Source organism: Sinorhizobium sp., assembly GCF_059070375.1.
In genome coordinates, this window is the sequence record NZ_JCACWC010000002.1 from 627,992 (window position 1) to 645,118 (window position 17,127).

A 17,127-nucleotide genomic window follows, 5' to 3' on the forward strand; every position below is an offset into this window, starting at 1 on the left:
GGCAACCGGAAATCGGCTGGTTGCCGCCGGGGACGAGAGGGCCTTTAGATGTGCTTCGTCCCGTGCCTGGTAATGGATGGCGTGGCAGCGCCGTCCTCCGCCTCGGGGTCCATGCCGACCCGATGATGATAGACGAGCTCCCCGCCTTTCCAGCCGGTGTAGAGAAGCAGCAGGACGGTGGCGAGAGATAGTAGAAGGCCCCAGGGCCAGACGGCCTCGACGGAACCGTTCGCGTAGCGCAGCCAAAAACTGGCGACCGCGAGGAGTACGACGACAACGTTTCCGATCATGTGCTTCCAGGCGTCGTCGATCGCCCGAATAAGGGCGTTTCCGAGGAAATCCGTCAGTCCGGCGAGAGCGGCCAGGGCTGCCATCACGATGGCTGCACCGAGCGACCACATAGATACGTCTGCCCAGAATGAATTTCCGTTCGCGAGATACACGATGTCACATATGAACGTTGCGACAAGAAGCGCGATTGGAAAGGGAACGAGCATCGGATGGATCGGATGCCCGCCGATTTTCGCGCTGGCCGCCAGACCCAAGAGGTCACGATCTGCCATGGCATAGTCCTCCAGCACCGCAAGTCCCGGTGATCCTGAAATGCGTAAGAAGCGGCGATTGTTCCTTGGCGATGCGAACCGGCGCATGCCGCGGCTGATCAATCAGCCGCCTTGCCGATCGTATCGGCCACATGAGCGCCGCGCTCGCCCAACGGGAGCGGCTTGCCCGTCGTCGAATCTACCGCCGTCTGGTGTTCAAGTTCGGCGTTGATGAGTGCGCCGATGAGGAGAATCATCACCGAGATCCACACCCATGTCATGAGACCGGCAAGCGCGCCGAGAGCGCCGTATGTCGCGTTGTAGTTGGCGAAATGTTCCAGATAGTAGGAAAAGAGCCATGAGGCGGCCAGCCAAAACAAGGTACTGAACACCGCGCCCCAGTTCAGCCACCGCAACTTCGCCCGCTCGCGGCTCGGCCCGAAACGATAGATGAGGATGGTGCCGAAGGTAACGAGGAGGAGTACCACCGGCCATCTCGCCGCTCGGGTCACGAGCTCGACCCAACGATCGACCCACACATAGGCCAATACGGCCGGCACGACGCCGATCGCCGCGATCAGCGCCACCGCGAAGAGGAGCGCCGCGAAGGTGAACGCGATGCACAGGAGGGTTCTCGACAGAAAGCCTCTCTTTTCCCTTTCTCCATAGGCGACGTTCATCGCGTCGAAGAGGGCGGCAATGCCGTTGGCTGCCAACCACAGTGAGATTGACAGGCTCACGAAGAAACTGATGCCGAGAGTGGAGGGCTTCTGCGTCGTCAGGGTCTCCAACTGGTTCATGATCAGCCCGTAGGAGTCCGCCGGCAGAATCACCTGCAGGATACCGACATGGGTGCCGATTTCCGACGGGTCCGCGACGAGCCCGTAGATCGAGACGAGGGCACCCATCGCGGGAAAGAGCGACAGCAGAAGGTAGAAGCTTACCCCCGCGGCTATCAGCATGACCCGCTCTTCGCCAATTTCGGAAAGCACCCGCCAGAAGACGTCCCGCATCCCCTTGGCGGGGATATCCGCGGGCGTGTCGGCTGCACGCCCCCTGCCCGGCTCCGCGGCCTCCAGCTTTTCGGCAAGTTCGATTTCGTTCGCACCCATGAATCAACGCCCGCCCGGTGACGGAACCCGGCTTTCGCCTCGCCGCATGCCTATCCAACGCCGCGGAAAATAGCTTGTTCCGGGACGCGACGGCTCAGAGGCGGTGCGCCTGCCCGCTTTCCGAAGCGCCGAGAAGCGCATTAATGAGCCGGTGGACCTTCAGCGCCTCGCGCCCGTTGACGCGCGGTTCGCCATTCCCCTCGACGGCATCGAGAAAGTCGGCAAGGACCGCACGGTGATGGTGATGCGGGAATGCCATTGGATCGGCGCCGGCACCACCCGCAGCCTCGTCCTCGATCGAGAATTCCGTTCCGTCGTGGAAGGAAACGGCAAGCAGCCGCCCGCCCAGGCGCGCCATGCCGCGTGTCCCGATTATATCTATCTCGTCCGGATAGCCGGGATAGGCGCAGGTGGTCGCGCTCACGGTGCCTATCGCGCCGCCCGCGAAGCGGATCGCCGCCATCGCCAGGTCTTCGGTTTCCATGCGGTGGATTCCGCTCGTCGCCGCATAGGCCTTGACCTCTTCCGGCAGGCCAGCGAGCGAAACGAGAAGGTCGAGGGTGTGTATGGCCTGGGTGAGAAGCACGCCGCCGCCGTCGCGAGCCCGCGTACCCCGGCCCGGTTGATCGTAATAGCTCTGCGGCCGCCAGTTGTGCAGCCGGGCCGAAGCACTGACGATTTGGCCGAGGCGGCCTTCATCGATGAGCCTTGCAAGTTCCTGGCTGACCCTGCGAAAGCGGTGCTGAAGCACGATGCCGAGTTTTATTCCGGCGCGCTCGGCCACCGTCACCAGGGCTTCCGATCGCTCCGGGGTGATCTCCAGCGGTTTTTCGAGAAGCACATGCTTGCCCGCTTCGGCCGCCTGCCGCACCAGATCGAGATGCGTGCTCGGCGGCGTCAATATCATGACGGCCGTGATCGACGGATCATGGAAGATCGTCTCGGCGGAGTCGCAAGTCGGTAAACCATAGGCCTCGGAAAAGGCCTCCCGCCTGGCGGCCGTGGGACTGTACGCGGCAGCGACGTCAACTCTCTCCTCAAGGTCCAACAGGCTTTTGGCATGCGGGCCAGCCGCCATGCCGAGTCCGATCACGCCGATGCGCGTCTTTTTCATTCCGTCACCCCCTCAGCACAGTTCCTCCGGACCTCTATCTACATCCTGCAGCGATGCGCGGCAAGAAAGTCATCATACAACTTCATGAAGTTTGTATGTTGACAATATATTTTACAAGCCGTAGCCATAGAGCACCTGAGGAGCGGGAGAGTGATGAGGGGACTGATCGATCCAGATCTGTTGTTTCCGGCCGAAGAGCGCACCCGTGCGCTGGCGCGGAGGCTATATGCCGAAGTAAGCGGTCTGCCGATCGTCAGCCCGCACGGGCATACGGAGCCGCGCTGGTATGCGCTGGACGAACCTTTTCCCGACCCCGCCCAGCTTCTCATCGTGCCGGACCATTATGTGTTCCGCATGCTGTTCAGCCAGGGGATCAGGCTGGAGGAGCTCGGCGTTCCGGCGCTCGACGGTTCGCAGGTCGAGACGGATGGCCGCGCGATCTGGCGGCGTTTCTGCGAAAACTACCATCTCTTTCGCGGCACGCCGACGCGGCTTTGGTTCGACTATACGCTCTCCGAGCTTTTCGGCATCGACGAACTGCCCTCCGCCGCCAGTTCGGACCGGCTTTACGACCATGTCGCCGACTGTCTGAGGCGCCCGGATTATCGCCCGCGCGCGCTCTACGAGCGGTTCAATATCGAGGTGATCTCCACGACCGACAGTGCCCTGGACGATCTGGGCTGGCACGGCAAGATACTGGAAAGCGGCTGGAAAGGACGGGTCGTCCCCGCCTACCGTCCCGACGCGGTGGTCGATCCGGATTTCCAGGGTTTCTCGACCAATCTCGACAAGCTCGGCGACATAACCGGCGCCGATACCGCAAAGTGGTCGGGCTATCTGGACGCCCATCGCTCCCGCCGCGCCTATTTCAAGAACTTCGGCGCGACCTCGACGGATCACGGCCATGCGACGGCAGACACGGCCAACCTTTCGCAAGCGGAGGCCGCGGCACTGTTCGACAGGGTGCGGCTGGGCAAGGCGGATGCCGACGAGCGGCGCTTGTTCCGGGCGCAGATGCTGACCGAGATGGCGAAGATGAGCCTGGACGATGGGCTCGTAATGCAGATTCATCCGGGCTCGTTCCGCAACCACTCGCCCGCGATCCTGGCAAAGTTCGGCCGCGACAAGGGCTTCGACATTCCGGCACGCACCGACTATGTGACCGCACTCAAGCCGTTGCTCGACGCAGTCGGGCTCGAGCGCGATCTGACCGTCATTCTCTTTACGCTGGACGAGACGAGCTATGCGCGCGAGCTGGCGCCGCTTGCCGGCGTCTATCCCGCGCTGAAGCTCGGACCCGCATGGTGGTTCCACGACAGTGCGGAGGGCATGCGCCGCTTCCGTGAGATGACCACCGAGACGGCGGGCTTCTACAACACCGTCGGGTTCAACGACGATACAAGGGCGTTTCCGTCCATCCCCGCGCGCCACGACATTGCGCGCCGGGTCGACTGCGCATTTCTCGCGCGTCTGGTCGCGGAACATCGCCTGCGGGAGGATGAGGCGTACGAGCTTGCGCGGGACCTTGCCTATGGTCTCGCCAAGGGGGCGTACCGGCTCTGAGAATTCACATCATGCAAACGGGAGGAAAAGCATGAAAATCCTGGTCAAACTGGCGGCCGGTCTGTTGGTCGCCGCTTCTTTCATAGGCAATGCAGCCAATGCTCAGACGGTGCTGCGCTCATCGGATACGCATCCGGACGGCTATCCGACGGTCGAGGGGGTCAAATATTTCGGCGAGCTGGTCAAGGAGCGCACAGCCGGCCGCTACTCCGTCGAGGTCTATCACTCCGCGCAGCTCGGAGAGGAAAAGGACACGATCGAGCAGGTGCGCTCCGGTGTCATCGAACTGAACCGCGTATCGATGGCGCCCTTCAACGGAACGGTGAAGGAATCGATCGTTCCGGCGTTGCCCTATCTCTTCCGTTCGGAAGAGCACATGCACAAGGTGATGGACGGCGCGATCGGCGATCAGATCAAGAAGGCCTTCGAAGGCGCCGGAGTGGTGGTGCTTGCCTTCTATGACGCCGGCGCGCGTTCCTTCTACAACAAGCAGAAGCCGATCAATTCGGTTGAAGACATGAAGGGCCTGAAGTTCCGCGTCATCCAGTCGGACATCTTCGTCGACATGGTGGCGGCACTCGGGGCGAACGCTACGCCGATGCCCTACGGCGAAGTCTATTCGGGCATCGAAACGGGCGTCATCGACGGCGCGGAAAACAATTTTCCAAGCTACGACACCGCCAAGCATTTCGAAGTGGCCAAGAACTTCTCGCTCGACGAACACACCATCCTTCCGGAGGTATTCGTCATGAACAAGGCGGTCTTCGACAAGCTCACGCCGGAAGACCAGGAGATCTTCAAGCAGGCAGCGAAGGATAGCGTTGCCAAGCAGCGCGAGCTCTGGGCTGCCAAGGTGAAGGAGTCGCGTGCGAAGGTCGAAGCGGCCGGCGCGAAGATCACCACACCCGACAAGCAGGGGTTCATCGACGCGATGAAGCCGGTTTACGAAAAGCACGTCACCGATGAGGTCCTCAAGAAGATGGTCGAGGACGTTCGCGCGGTGCAGTGACGAGTCGGACGGGCAGGCCTGCTGTGCCCATGCGCGTTGGAGCGGGATAAGGAAAAGCCTGTGCGGTTCTCCGCCCACATCCCGCTCTAATCAATTGAAATCGATGACGTTCATGATTTTAGTTCGACCCGACCCAGGATCATCGTAATCGAGCGCAAAGGCCGCGGCAGAAGCCTGCCCGTCCCTTTCAATAGGAATGAAACCTTGTCCAACGGATTGGCAAAATTGGGCCGGGGCCTCTCGTGGCTGGGCACCCTCTCGCTTTGGATGGCGGGTGTGGGCCTCGTCGCGATGACGCTCATCGTCGCCTGGCAGGTGTTCTGCCGCTACGTGTTGAACGACTCGCCGAGCTGGACCGAACCCGGCGCCGTCATGCTGATGAGCTGGTTCATCTTCTTGGGTGCCGCCGTCGGGGTGCGCGAAAACTATCATCTCGGCTTCGACGTGCTGCTCTATCTCGTGCCGAAAGGCGGCAAGATCTGGCTGCGCATGATCTCCGATCTCGTCGCGCTCGCCTTCGGGATCGGCATGATTTGGTATGGGGGGCAGCTCGTGGCTCTCACCTGGAACACCATCCTGCCGTCGCTGCAGATTTCCGGCGGCTGGAGCTATGTGCCCCTCGTCGCGGGCGGCGTCCTCATTTGCCTGTTCGCGCTGGAGCGCATCGTCCTGCGCCTTGCCGGGGAGCCGATCGACGATCTTCTCGACGAAATGCCGCCGGCGGAGGTTGCCGCCGAACTCGACCCTGCTGAAATAAAGGCCTGACCCGATGGACATGATGATCCTCTTCGGCGTGTTCACGCTGCTGATGCTGATCGGCACGCCGATCGCCTTCTGCCTCGGCGTCGCGTCCTTCGCGACGGTTCTCTATCTGGGGCTGCCGCCGCTGGTGATCTTTCAGCGGCTCAATTCCGGCATGAGCGTGTTTTCGCTGCTTGCCATTCCATTCTTCATCTATGCCGGCGATCTGATGGTGCGTGGCGGAATCGCCCAGAAGATCGTCGCCTTCGCGGCCTCGCTGGTCGGGCACATCCGGGGCGGGCTCGGTCAGGTCAACATCGTCACCGCAACGCTGTTCGGCGGCATTTCAGGATCGGCCGTGGCGGAAGCCGCAGCTGTGGGCGGGCTGATGATCCCGCAGATGAAGCAGCGCGGTTACGGCGCGGACTACGCCGTCAATGTCACCTCCATGGCGGCCCTGATCGCGCTGATGCTGCCGCCTTCGCACAACATGATCATCTACTCGATCTCGGCAGGCGGAAAGATCTCGATCGCCGATCTCTTCACCGCCGGCATCCTTCCCGGCCTCCTTTACGCTGCCGCACTGATGACTACCGCCTATTTCGTTGCACGCCGGCGCGGCTATCCGACGGAGGTCTTTCCCGGGTTCGCCCGGGTCGGGCGCTATCTGCTGGTTTCGACGCCCGGCCTCCTGCTCATCGGCATCATCTTCGGGGGCGTACGTTCGGGCGTGTTCACCGCGACCGAGAGTTCCTGCATCGCCGTCCTCTATGCACTCGCGGTGACCGTCTTCGTCTACCGGCAGATGACCTGGCAGGATTTCGTCCAGGCAACCTTCGCGGCCGTGCGCACGACGGCCATGGTCCTGCTCATCATCGGCATGGCGGCCGCCTTCTCCTGGCTGATGGCCTTCCTCAGAGTGCCCGCAGCGCTGATCGACTGGATGAACACGATTTCGGAAAATCCGATCATCATACTCCTGTTGCTCAACGTCCTGATGCTGTTCCTCGGGACCTTCATGGACATGGGCCCGACCATCATCATCTGCACCCCGATCTTCCTGCCCGTCGCCATGGCCTACGGCGTCGACCCGGTTCATTTCGGCGTCATCATGATCCTGAACTTCGGCATCGGCCTCAATACGCCGCCGGTGGGCGCCGTGCAGTTCGTCGCCTGTGCAGTCGGGAAAATTTCCGTCTGGCAGGCGATGCGCAGCATATGGCCGTTCTACCTGGCGGGGTTGATCGTGCTCGGGCTCGTCACCTATGTTCCGGCCCTTTCGCTATGGCTGCCGGCCGTCTTCAAAGGGTGACAAACCGCATGGACCTTCTGACCGAACGCAAACCGAAGCTTTCCGAACGCGTCGCGAACGCAATAAGGGAGCAGGTTCTGAAGGGCGAAATACAGCCCGGGCAGAAGCTGCCGACGGAGAGCCGGATGAGCGAGTTCTTCGGCGTCAGCCGCACGGTGGTGCGCGAAGCGATCGCAACCCTTGCCGCGGACGGCCTCGTGGAGCCGCGGCAGGGTGCCGGGGTTTTCGTCATGGACCACCCGACGCTTGCCTTCGGCTCGATCAGCCTCGACGTCGGCAACAAGATCTCCCATGCGCTCAACGTCATCGAGGTGCGGATGGGGCTCGAGATCGAGAGCGCGGGTCTGGCAGCGCTTCGGCGCAATGGCGCCCAGGAGGCCCAGATCCAGGAGGCCTTCTTCGAATTCGATCGCCTGCTCGAGCGCGGCGAGGCAACCGGAAAGAGCGACTTTGCCTTCCACCGGGCGATCGCGGCCGCGACCAACAATCCCTATTACGTGGAGGTTCTCGATGCGTTGGGTCTGCGGGCCATCCCTTGCGACGTCGCCTCCCCCTGGGGGACGGAAAGCGTGCTGTCTCGTGCATATCAGGAAAGCCTCCAGCGCGAGCATCTGGCGATCCTGAAGGCGATTTCCGAAAGCGATCCGGAAGCTGCCCGTGCCGCCATGCGCGCCCATCTGACCGCGAGCCAGGAACGCTACCGTGTCCGGTTGAGCGGACAGCAGGCCGCCTGGGGCGCCGCCAAGCGCGGCGTCTGATTGCCCATCTCAAGAGCGTTTTCGCTGCCTATCGAAGCAGCGGAACGCTTCAACACTTTGAAACGACGCACTCCTGGACGCAAACCGTTACACGTTTTTCCTGGAAGTGCCCCAATCCGAGGACCGTGAGCCGATGACCGCAAGCCATATCGACTACACCATTCGTTTCGCCGTCGACCCGGCAACAGCAGCCCGCATGGACACCGATGCCTTGCGCGCGAATTTTCACATTGGCGATCTGTTTCGGCAGGGGCGGATCTCGCTCACCTATAGCCATTACGACCGGATGATCGTGGGCGGTGCCGTGCCGGTCGACAAGCCCTTGGCTCTCGAAACCATCCGTCCGACGGGTACGGCGCGCTTTCTCGAGCGGCGCGAGCTCATCGCCGTCAATATCGGCGGCCCCGGCCGTATCGAGATGAATGGCGAAAGCTTCCGTCTCGAGCCGCGCGACATGGCCTATGCCGGCATGGGAGAGGAGGTCACCTTCTCGTCCGAGGACCCGGCCGCGCCCGCCAAATTCTACCTGCTCAGTGCGCCCGCTCACCAGGCGCTGCCAAGGCGCCATATCCGCATCGGCGATGCCAAACGGCTCGACCTCGGCAGTGCGGCCACCTCGAACGAGCGTTCGATCTTCCAGTTCATCCACCCCGAAGGCGTCAAGACCTGCCAGTTGGTCGTCGGCATGACGCAGCTTGCCCCGGGGTCGGTCTGGAACACCATGCCGTGTCACGTGCACGACCGGCGAATGGAGGCGTATCTCTATTTCGACCTCGATGACAGCGCCCGCGTCCTGCACCTCATGGGCGAGCCTAGCGAAACCCGGCACATTGTGATGGCCAGGGAGGAGGCCGTGCTTTCTCCGCCCTGGTCGATCCATTCGGGCTGCGGAACCGCAAACTACGCCTTCATCTGGGCCATGGCCGGCGACAATGTCGACTATACCGATGTGGAGATGGTGGCGATGGAGACGCTGCGATGAGCGTACCGTCGCGCTTCAGCCTGGCCGGCCGCCGTGTCGTCGTCACCGGTGCCAATACCGGGATCGGACAGGGTATCGCGGTGTCGATAGCGAGGGCGGGCGGCACGGTTATCGGCGTGGGCCGCTCCGCTATGGACGAGACCGAAAAGAAGGTCACCGACGCCGGCGGAACTTTCATTGCAGCCCATGCCGATCTTGGCGATCGCGAAGCCACCCGCTCCCTCATCGACGGGTTGTGGAACGAGCATGGCGCTCTGCAGGGCCTGGTCAACAATGCGGGGATAATCCGTCGCGCCGACGCGGTGGATTTCACCGAGGCCGACTGGGATGATGTCATCGACGTCAATCTGCGTTCGCTGTTCTTCCTCAGTCAGGCCTTCGGCCGCCGGGTCATTGCCGAGGAAAGCCGCGGCAAGATCGTCAACATCGCTTCGCTGCTGTCATTTCAGGGCGGCATCCGCGTCGCTTCCTATACCGCGTCCAAACACGGAGCCCTCGGCATCACCCGATTGCTGGCATGCGAATGGGCTGCCAAGGGCATCAATGTGAATGCCGTGGCCCCCGGCTACGTCGTCACCAACAACACGGAAGCTCTGCGCGCCGACGAAAAGCGCAGCGCCTCCATTCTGGAACGTATCCCTGCCGGGCGTTGGGGCACGCCGGACGATATAGGCGATGCGGCGGTCTTCCTGCTTGCACCGGCCTCCGACTACATGCATGGCGCCGTCGTTCCGGTCGACGGCGGCTGGCTCGCCAGATAGGAGAGAACGATGGACACGAAACTTTTTGCCCGTGGCGACGACGGCGAATGGACAGAGCTCGGACAGGGCAATCGGCGCCGGGTGATCCTGCATACCGACGAGCTGATGCTGGTCGAATTCGCCTTCGAGAAAGGCGGAATCGGCGCACTCCACTCGCACCCTCATGTGCAGGGAAGCTATATCGCAGAGGGCAGGTTCGAAGTCACCGTCGGCGAGCACACGCAGGTTCTTTCGACCGGCGACAGTTTCATTGCTCCGTCGGGCGTGGTCCATGGCGTAAAGGCGCTGGAGGCCGGCCGGCTGATCGACAGCTTCACGCCGCACCGCGCCGATTTCCTGAAATAGAGCAGTTCAAGGAAGCGGTTTTCCGTCTGCAACCGCGCAGCCGCAAGACTTGAAGCCGTCGCGTCCCACCTGCGTCGGGCATTCCGGTCCGACGCCGCTCACCCCTCGCGCAAGGCAAGAGCACGTCCAGTCATCCTCTCGGGGATGGCTGCCGTCGTTCCCCGTTCTACCAGAGGGCCATCCACCTTGATCGTCATCGGGCGCGGGTTCTTTCCGTGTATCGCCATGTCGATCAGCATTTCCGCCGCCTTCTGACCCATTTCATAGTTCGGCAGCACCAGCGTCGAAAGCGGCGGATGCGTGTAGCGGGCGAGTTCCTGGTCGTCGTAACCCATTACCGACAGGTCCTGCGGCACGCGAAGCCCGCGCTCCGAAGCTGCTTCGAGCGCCCCGATCGCCATCAGGTCGTTGCCGCAGAAGATCGCGGTCGGCGGATTGTCGATGGCAAGCAGCTCGAGTGCAGCCTCGTAGCCGCGCAAGGGCAGCCAGTCGCCATTGCGCACCAGGGATTCGTCATAGGCGATATCGGCGGTGGCCAGCGCCTGCTTGTAGCCTTTGAGCCGATCGATTGCGGCATCCATCCACGGTTCGCCGTTGATGAAGCCGATACGCTGGTGTCCGAGAGAAGTCAGATGCGCCGTCGCCGCGAAGCCTCCGGCGACCTCTCCGGGTACGATCGCCAGGTGCTGGCGCGGCTCGGCATAGCAGTTCAGCAGAATGGTCGGAATGTTCGCCAGTTCGCGCGGAACGCTCACCTTTCGTGTGAAGATCGTCGCATAAATCACTCCAGCGATTGCCGGATCGCGCAATACAGCGCGCAGCACGGCGCTCTCAAGGTCGGGGTTGGAACGGGTCGCGTGCGCGGAAACGAGCAGGCCCTGTTCGAAGGCGTAGTCGCGAATTCCGTCGAGGCTGACCACCGGGTGCGGACTGGTCGATATCTCGTCTACTATGAAGGCTATCGTATCCTTTTCGATCGCGGGAGCGCGGGCGAGATCCTGCCGGGTATTCGGCAGCCTGTACCCGATCTTTCGCGCCGCTTCCCGCACGCGCGCCCTTGTTTCGGCCGAGATGCGGGCTCCGGACATTTCATTCAGAACGAGGGAAACGCTCGATTGCGAGACGCCGGCGATACGCGCCACGTCGGTCATGGTCGGCCGGCCGCCGCCCGCTTCCTTAGTCGACGCACCGCCCCCATTGCCCTTTGCCATTTCGTTCCCCAGTCCGGCGCTGCAACGCCGCATTCAATTTGTGCACGTGCTAATAACTTTAGCCTTGACTGCTAATAATATTAGCGCAAGGTTTTCCCGTGTGAAGCATAAAGTTGCTCGCAGCCGGTAGAGGAGTACCGGCAAACCGGGAGGAGAGAACACGATGAACAGGATTTCACGTCGCGCGTTCATGCTTGCGGCCACGGCGGCCGGCGCAATCGCCGTCGCCGGCACCGTCGCTTTCGCGGAACTGCCCAAACTGGCGCAGAAGGAGACCTATAAGGTCGGTTTCGCGCAAACGGAATCCAACAATCCCTGGCGTATTGCCCAGACAAACAGCATGAAAGCCGAGGCCGAGAAGCTCGGCCATCAGCTCGTCTACACGGACGCCGCCGGGTCCGCGGCCAAGCAGGTGGCCGACGTCAACTCGATGATCGCCCAAGGCGTGGACCTGATCTTCCTGGCGCCGCGCGAAGAGAAGCCGTTGATCCCCGCCGTCATGGCCGCCAAGAAGGCCGGCATTCCCGTCATCCTGCTCGACCGCAGCGTCGATCCGTCGCTTGCCAAGGCCGGCGAGGACTACGTGACCTTCATCGGCTCGGATTTCATCGAAGAGGGCAGGCGCATCGCCGAGTGGCTCGTCAAGAATGCCAACGGCAAATCGAAGATCATCGAGCTCGAGGGTACGACCGGCTCGTCGCCGGCCAACGACCGGAAGAAAGGTTTCGACGAGACGATCAAGGCGGCAGGCGGCTTCGAGATCGTCGCATCGCAGTCGGGCGATTTCGCACGCGACAAGGGCCGGCAGGTCGCCGAAGCCCTGTTGCAGGCGCATCCGGATGCCGACATCGTCTATGCCCATAACGACGAGATGGCGATCGGTGCCATTGCCGCAATAGAGGCGGCGGGCAAGGTCCCGGGCAAGGACGTGCTGGTCTTGTCGATCGACGGCGGCAAGGAAGCGGTGCAGGCGGTCATCGATGGAAAGATCGCCGCGGTGGTCGAGTGCAATCCGCGCTTCGGGCCCAAGGCCTTCGAGACGATGCTGCGCTATGCCAAGGGCGAGAAGATCGACCCCACGGTCATAAACGAGGACAAGTTCTACGACGCGTCAAACGCGGCTGCCGAACTCGCCAACGCCTACTGACATCCTTCGCCGGCCGGCCGGATCGCTCCGGCCGGCTGGCGAAGTCCGCAATCGCTGCGAAATCGGCCGCGATATAGACAGATCGGCATCGGGAGGACTTATGCTTCTGTCCATGCAGGGCATCTGCAAGTCGTTCAACGGCATTCCGGCGCTTCGTGCGGCTTCTCTCGAAGTCGGCGAAGCCGAGGTCATGGCACTCGTCGGGCAGAACGGCGCGGGCAAGTCGACGCTCATCAAGATATTGACCGGCGCGTACCGCCGCGACGAGGGTGCGGTCGTCTTTGCGGGAGAGGACGTATCCTTCAGCATGCCGGCGGAGAGCCAGGCCCGAGGCATTGCGACGATCTACCAGGAGATCAACCTCGCCCCGCAGCGCTCCGTCGCCGAAAACATCTATCTGTCGCGCGAACCCCGCCGCTTCGGCATGATCGACCGGGCCGCGATGCGACAAGGCGCCGCCGACGTGCTGCGGACCTTCAATCTGGAGATCGACGTCGATCAACCTGTCGCCGGCTTCAGCGCCGCTACCCGGCAGATGGTTGCCATCGCGCGCGCCGTGACACAGAAGGCACGGCTCGTCATCATGGACGAACCGACCTCTTCCCTCGACGAGCGGGAAGTCGGCATCCTTTTCGACACCATAAGGACGCTCAAACGCGGCGGCGTCTCGGTCGTCTTCATCGGCCATCGTCTCGACGAGCTCTACCGGATCTGCGACAGGGTCACCATCATGCGTGACGGCAAGACCGTGGCGACGGCCGCAATGGCGGACATGCCGAAGCTCGCACTGGTGCGCCATATGCTGGGCAAAGAACTCGCGGCCTTCGAAGCGATCGCCAAGGACGCCGACGAGGGCGCACAGCGACCGGTGCGGCTATCGGTCCGGAATGCGGGCGCCGGCGTCCGCGTGCGGGATGTGAGCCTCACGGTGCGCGAAGGCGAGATCTCCGGGCTTGCCGGCTTGCTCGGCTCCGGCCGAACCGAAACGGCCAACCTGATTTTCGGCGCCGAGCGGCTGCAGCGCGGCGAAATTCGCTACGATGGCGAAGCCCGCTCCTATCGCCAGCCCGCGGACGCAATTGCCGACGGCATCGGGCTCGTCGCCGAGGACCGGAAGGTCGACGGCATCATTCCCGATATGAGTATTCGCGAAAACATGACGCTCGCGCTTCTGCCGAAGCTCGCCCGCGCCGGTATCGTCGATCGCACGCGCCAGGATGAAATCGTCGTTCGCTACATCGCGGCGCTGGGCATCAAATGCACCTCGCCGGACCAACCTATCAAGGAACTTTCCGGCGGCAATCAGCAGAAAGTCCTGCTCGGCCGGTGGCTCTGTACCGATCCCAAGCTCCTGATCGTCGACGAGCCGACCCGCGGCATCGATATCGGCGCCAAATCGGAAATCCTCCGCCTCCTGCGCCGGCTCGCCGACGAGGGCCTCGGCGTGCTGATGATTTCGTCCGAACTCGAGGAATTGCTCGCGGCGGCCGACCGGGTAACCGTGCTTAGCGACGGAACCTCGGTCGCCGTGCTGCGGCGCAAGGAATTGAGCGAGGCTGCGCTCTTTGCCGCCATGGCACATCAGGTGGAGTAGCATGACGACGATCGAGACACAGGCGACCGCAGGCACCGTCCCCTCCGGCAAACGTTTCTTTAGGCTCGCCGGGCGTTACGGCACCGTCGCCGCCTTCCTGGCCCTGATCCTGTTCAACGTCGTTTTCACTCCGAACTTCCTGTCGCTGCAGACGCTCAACGTCAATCTCACCCAGGTCGCCACGATCGTGATCGTCGCCATCGGAATGACGCTCGTGATAGCCACCGGCGGCATCGATCTTTCGGTTGGCTCCCTGATGGCGATCGGCGGTGCGCTTGCGCCGATGATCTTCATGGGGACGCTGTTTCCGATTTCCTCCATGCCCGTGGCCGTGGCGCTGGCCTTCGTTCTGCCGGTCGTCGCGACGGGGCTGCTCGGTCTTTTCAACGGCCTCCTCGTGACCCGTTTCGCCATCCAGCCGATCATCGCGACCCTCGTGCTGTTCATCGCAGGCCGCGGCATCGCCCAGGTAATGACCAACGGCAACCTGCAGGTCTTCCGGAACGAAGGTTTCCAATTCATCGCCCTGGGGCGTATCGCCGGCATTCCCGCCCAGGTGATCCTGATGATTGCGATCGCGGCGATCGCCTGGGCGGCAATCCGCTACACGGTGTTCGGGCGGCAGGTCATCGCGGTCGGAGGCAACGAGAAGGCCGCACGCCTCACCGGCATACCCGTCCACCGCGTCAAACTGCTTGTCTACACGATCAGCGGCGCGCTTGCCGGGGTGGCGGGCCTCATCGTCGTCGCGCGCAATTCCGCAAGCGACGCGAACCTCGTCGGCCTCGGCATGGAGCTCGACGCGATCGCCGCAGTCGCCGTCGGCGGCACGCTTCTGACCGGCGGGCGGGCAAACATCGTGGGCACCGTGATCGGCGCACTGGTCATCCAGCTGGTGCGCTACACCCTGCTGGCCAATGGCGTGCCGGACGCGGCCGCCTTGATCGTCAAGGCTGCACTGATCTTACTTGCGGTGTTCATCCAGCAGCGCGCCGGAAAGTCGTGAGGGAGAATGCCGATGAACTCACTCCTCAAGGCTCTTGCCCTCAAGTCCCCCGGCGATATGGCCCGCCTAGGCGTCATCCTGGCGCTGTTCGGCCTCATCCTGTTCGGAGCGCTGCGCTACGAAAACTTCCTGTCGCAATACAACATCCTGAGCTTCCTGCGTTACAACTCCATGTTCGCGCTGATCGCGCTGGGCATGGCCTTCGTCATCATGACGGGGGGCATCGATCTCTCCGTCGGCGGTACCGCAGCCATGGCGAGCGTCGTCGCCGCGCTTCTGTCGCCCTATCATTGGGCCGCAGGTCTCTTCGGCGGCATCGCGGCGGGTCTTGCCGTCGGAGCATTGAACGGTTTCACCGTGACCGTCATGCGCATCCAGCCTTTTATCGCGACGCTCGCGACAATGCTGGCGGCCTACGGCACCGGCTTGCTGCTTGCGGGAAACCAGTCCGTCTCCGTTTCCTACGACAGCGGCTTCACGGCGATAGGTCAGGACGACTTCCTTGGCTTTCCGATTCCCGCCTGGATCGCCCTTCTCGTCTATGTTGCTGGCTGGCTGGTGCTCGAACGCCTGCCCGTCGGCCGCCATGTGCTGGCGATCGGCGACGGCGAAGCGACGGCCGCATTGATGGGCCTGAAGGTGAGGCGGACGCTCGCCGCCGTCTATGTCGGCTCCGGCGCGCTGGCGGGGCTCGCAGGCGTCATCCTCGCCTCGCAGTTCGGTGCCGGCCAACCGACCGAGGGAGTCGGCTGGGAACTCTTCGCGATCGCCTCCGTAGTCGTCGGAGGTACGCTTCTGACAGGCGGTTCGGGCTCTGTCGGGGCGACGCTTGCGGGCGCCCTTCTGCTCGCAATGGTGTTCAATATCCTGAATTTCGAGAACGGTCTCGGGTGGATTTCCCTTTCGGCCTATTGGCAATCCGTCATCCGCGGCGGCTTCCTGCTGATCGTCGTCGTTCTTCAGGCGCGATTGATGTCACGCCGAACAGGCGAGGAACGCATCTGAGATGCGGCCATGGTGAAGCCCGCGACAATGCGAAGCAAGAGGAGATGTGATGACTACGACAGCAACACATGAAAACCGGTCGGGCTACGATTTCAGCGCGTCCGTCGAAGCCTTGCAACGGGAGGGCATTACCGGACTGAAGAGTGCCTTCTCACGCGAATGGGCCGAAACGATGCGTGAGGACATGATGACGGCCTTCTGGTCGGCCATTCAGCGGCCGGGTGGCGCCGTCGGCCGTGGCCCGCGCCGCTGGTACGTCGAGATCCATCCGCAGGATTTTTCTGGCTTCGTCGACCTCGTCACCCATCCGTGGGTGGCCGGCATGTGCGAGGCGGTGCTCGGTCCCGACTATCAGATCGTCGAGATCGGTTTCGACGTGCCGTTCCAGGGGGCGAAGTACCAGCCCTGGCACCGCGACTTCCCCTCGCCGCCCGAAACCTATGTCGAGCGCCGCATCACCTCGCTTGCCTTCAATCTCACCGGCGTGGACGTGACGGAGGACATGGGTCCGTTCGAGATCGCGCCCGGCACCCAGTGGCTCGACGGCAGGGAGTGGAAGCATGAAATGTTCCCGCCCAAGGAGAGGTGGCCTGAGTTTCAGGAGCTCGCGACGCGCAAATATCCGAAGCTGGGAGACGTTTCGTGCCGCTCCGCGCTCACCATCCATCGGGGTACGGAACATGCTTCGCCGATCGCCCGTCCGGTCATGGTCCTCGGCGTCGACGCGCCCGGCGCCGGCCACGCCGAACTGCACGACATGATGGTGACGCAGGATTACTTTGATGCCCTGCCCGTTCTGGTGAAGCAGCACCTCGTCTGCAGTGTCGTCGAGGAACTGATCCCCGTCACGCAGAAGCACGACATCGAAGGTCTGGTGATGGGCTCGACACCGACCTGAGGGTCCCACAGCTCGCTTTCGCCGGAA

At 62.8% G+C, this 17,127-nt stretch carries 17 protein-coding genes; 13 read left to right on the forward strand and 4 right to left on the reverse strand.

Annotated features, from left to right (window positions below; genetic code table 11):
• Nucleotides 1-44 precede the first annotated feature (44 nt).
• The 3 genes from AC5J09_RS07515 to AC5J09_RS07525 form a co-directional block, all read right to left on the reverse strand.
• Nucleotides 45-563, reverse strand: a complete 519-nt coding sequence (locus AC5J09_RS07515; protein ID WP_100670253.1) for a DUF2231 domain-containing protein — start codon at nt 561-563, stop codon at nt 45-47.
• A 98-nt stretch (nt 564-661) separates the two neighbouring features.
• Nucleotides 662-1,654 carry a YihY/virulence factor BrkB family protein gene (locus tag AC5J09_RS07520; protein WP_494297298.1) on the reverse strand — a complete coding sequence of 331 codons (993 nt, stop codon included), beginning with the start codon at nt 1,652-1,654 and terminating at the stop codon, nt 662-664.
• A 94-nt stretch (nt 1,655-1,748) separates the two neighbouring features.
• A complete protein-coding gene (locus AC5J09_RS07525; RefSeq protein WP_494297299.1) occupies nt 1,749-2,768 on the reverse strand; it encodes a Gfo/Idh/MocA family protein in 1,020 nt (339 codons plus the stop codon).
• Nucleotides 2,769-2,921: 153 nt separating this feature from the next.
• Here AC5J09_RS07525 and uxaC point away from each other — a divergent pair, with 153 nt between their 5' ends.
• The 8 genes from uxaC to AC5J09_RS07565 all read left to right on the forward strand — a co-directional run bounded on the left by uxaC (nt 2,922) and on the right by AC5J09_RS07565 (nt 10,239).
• Nucleotides 2,922-4,331, forward strand: a complete 1,410-nt coding sequence (uxaC, locus tag AC5J09_RS07530; protein WP_494297300.1) for a glucuronate isomerase — start codon at nt 2,922-2,924, stop codon at nt 4,329-4,331.
• A gap of 31 nt (nt 4,332-4,362) precedes the next feature.
• Nucleotides 4,363-5,340, forward strand: a complete 978-nt coding sequence (locus AC5J09_RS07535; RefSeq protein WP_100670249.1) for a TRAP transporter substrate-binding protein — start codon at nt 4,363-4,365, stop codon at nt 5,338-5,340.
• Nucleotides 5,341-5,544: 204 nt separating this feature from the next.
• A complete protein-coding gene (locus AC5J09_RS07540) occupies nt 5,545-6,105 on the forward strand; it encodes a TRAP transporter small permease (protein ID WP_100670248.1) in 561 nt (186 codons plus the stop codon).
• 4 nt (nt 6,106-6,109) lie between these two features.
• The gene (locus tag AC5J09_RS07545; protein WP_100670247.1) at nt 6,110-7,393 is read left to right on the forward strand and encodes a TRAP transporter large permease; all 1,284 of its coding nucleotides are present in this window, start codon (nt 6,110-6,112) and stop codon (nt 7,391-7,393) included.
• Between the two features lie 8 nt (nt 7,394-7,401).
• A complete protein-coding gene (locus tag AC5J09_RS07550) occupies nt 7,402-8,151 on the forward strand; it encodes a FadR/GntR family transcriptional regulator (protein ID WP_018098823.1) in 750 nt (249 codons plus the stop codon).
• 133 nt (nt 8,152-8,284) lie between these two features.
• A complete protein-coding gene (kduI, locus tag AC5J09_RS07555) occupies nt 8,285-9,133 on the forward strand; it encodes a 5-dehydro-4-deoxy-D-glucuronate isomerase (protein WP_275599144.1) in 849 nt (282 codons plus the stop codon).
• Entirely contained in the window at nt 9,130-9,894 is a 765-nt protein-coding gene (gene kduD / locus AC5J09_RS07560) for a 2-dehydro-3-deoxy-D-gluconate 5-dehydrogenase KduD (RefSeq protein WP_494297302.1), read from the forward strand. The genes kduI and kduD overlap by 4 nt, the downstream gene beginning before the upstream one ends.
• 9 nt (nt 9,895-9,903) lie before the next feature.
• Complete coding sequence (locus AC5J09_RS07565; RefSeq protein ID WP_100670244.1) at nt 9,904-10,239, forward strand: cupin domain-containing protein; 336 nt, start codon at nt 9,904-9,906, stop codon at nt 10,237-10,239.
• Between the two features lie 98 nt (nt 10,240-10,337).
• Here the strand turns inward: AC5J09_RS07565 and AC5J09_RS07570 are convergent, their stop codons facing one another.
• On the reverse strand, nt 10,338-11,450 hold the full coding sequence (locus AC5J09_RS07570; protein WP_275599146.1) for a LacI family DNA-binding transcriptional regulator: 1,113 nt from the start codon (nt 11,448-11,450) through the stop codon (nt 10,338-10,340).
• 163 nt (nt 11,451-11,613) lie between these two features.
• On the opposite strand from AC5J09_RS07570, the gene AC5J09_RS07575 reads away from it, so the two are divergent.
• The 5 genes from AC5J09_RS07575 to AC5J09_RS07595 all read left to right on the forward strand — a co-directional run bounded on the left by AC5J09_RS07575 (nt 11,614) and on the right by AC5J09_RS07595 (nt 17,100).
• Nucleotides 11,614-12,597 carry an ABC transporter substrate-binding protein gene (locus AC5J09_RS07575; protein WP_100670243.1) on the forward strand — a complete coding sequence of 328 codons (984 nt, stop codon included), beginning with the start codon at nt 11,614-11,616 and terminating at the stop codon, nt 12,595-12,597.
• Between the two features lie 100 nt (nt 12,598-12,697).
• Complete coding sequence (locus tag AC5J09_RS07580) at nt 12,698-14,191, forward strand: sugar ABC transporter ATP-binding protein (RefSeq protein ID WP_494297304.1); 1,494 nt, start codon at nt 12,698-12,700, stop codon at nt 14,189-14,191.
• A 1-nt stretch (nt 14,192) separates the two neighbouring features.
• A complete protein-coding gene (locus tag AC5J09_RS07585; protein ID WP_324763678.1) occupies nt 14,193-15,197 on the forward strand; it encodes an ABC transporter permease in 1,005 nt (334 codons plus the stop codon).
• A 12-nt stretch (nt 15,198-15,209) separates the two neighbouring features.
• Entirely contained in the window at nt 15,210-16,202 is a 993-nt protein-coding gene (locus AC5J09_RS07590; protein ID WP_018098831.1) for an ABC transporter permease, read from the forward strand.
• A 49-nt stretch (nt 16,203-16,251) separates the two neighbouring features.
• On the forward strand, nt 16,252-17,100 hold the full coding sequence (locus AC5J09_RS07595) for a phytanoyl-CoA dioxygenase family protein (protein WP_494297305.1): 849 nt from the start codon (nt 16,252-16,254) through the stop codon (nt 17,098-17,100).
• Nucleotides 17,101-17,127: the final 27 nt, after the last annotated feature.